Source organism: Staphylococcus sp. 231237_7MaSpsaltlick (genome assembly GCF_043107035.1).
Genome location: NZ_JBICNX010000128.1, coordinates 1 through 1,371, shown reverse-complemented (window position 1 = coordinate 1,371; position 1,371 = coordinate 1). Strand labels below are relative to the sequence as shown.

Here is a 1,371-nt window from a genome sequence, read left to right as displayed (position 1 = left end):
GCATAAATGATAATTTTTACTCAAAAGTTAAAACTGACGAATTTGATAAGCCAGTACCCGGTAGAAAATATTTGGGTGTTTATACCACTACTCAAGGTAAACTTCAGACTCAAGTGCAGACTTTTTCACGTTTACTTATTAGCGCAAACAAATTATCTAATGAATTTAAAAACCCGTTTTGGACTATTTTATCATTTTACAACACAATTAATGATATAGGTAAAGCAAATACACTAGCAGATTTAGATATTCCACATGAAATGGAAAATTATTACGACAAAAGAGGAATAAAGGATAGAAGGATATTAGATAACGAAAAAGTTAAAGAATTAACATCGAGAATGAAAAATAGCGAAGTAGCAAAATCGTTATCTAATCTAAAAATTAATTATTCTTTAATGAATAACCAAGCCATTGATTTAGTACTTGCATCTAATATCATTGAGGTAGGAGTAGACATTGATAGGCTGGCATTAATGACTATTATTGGCCAACCAAAAACTACTGCTCAATATATTCAAGTAAGTGGTAGAGTTGGAAGAAAACCAGATGAAAGCCCTGGATTAGTAGTGACGATTTATAATCGTGGAGATAGTAACGATAAGTCACATTATGAACACTTTAATGAGTTTCATCAAAAACTTTATGCTAATGTTGAGGAAACTAGTGTTACACCTTTTTCACACTTTTCAATTGAAAGGGGTTTTCCTGCCGTATTGATAGGTTATTTAAGACAATATTTTGATGAAAAAACACTAGGATACGAACCTGACATTGAGATTATTAAACATAACTTTGATAAGATTAAAGATTTTGTATATGGTAACATTTTGGAGAAAATGAAAATGGTAGATAATGTTGAAGAAGAAAAAGTAAGATATTTATTTGAAAAAATTATAAAGGAATTATACACATTTGAATATGATGTATGGGAAAACACAAGTAATAAATATGGTTATATAAATAGGTTGAATGCGCAAGATATTGGTGATGAACAGAGATCTATAATATTTTCAATGAGAAATGTGGATGCCGTGAGCAAGTTTAGAGTTCAGACTGTATCGGATTTTGAAAATGATTTTCAATTTTAAAGTGGGGGAATAATTATGGCTAGAAAAATAGAAGTACCTAGAGGAAAACTAATTGGTATGAACGGTCCGGGCAGCTTATATATTGATACTGATGGAATATCTTATATTGTAGGTGCTACTGATAAATGGTACGAAAGTGGAGTAAATAAAAATTTAAATAAATTTACTATAAATGATAATAGACTTGAAAATTTATTGAAAGTTAATGAGTTTCGAGAAGTTCCAATCTATAAAGGAAAAAGTGATGATAGGGAAGTTGAAAATTCAAAGTTTACAATAC

The 1,371-nt window shown here is 29.7% G+C and carries 1 protein-coding gene and 1 pseudogene; both read left to right on the top strand.

Annotated features, from left to right (window positions below):
* Positions 1-1,091: helicase-related protein (locus tag ACF91D_RS30330; protein WP_392438452.1), on the top strand; the 1,091-nt coding region annotated here is incomplete at its 5' end.
* A gap of 15 nt (positions 1,092-1,106) precedes the next feature.
* A pseudogene (locus ACF91D_RS30325) lies at positions 1,107-1,371 on the top strand (hypothetical protein); the annotation flags it as partial.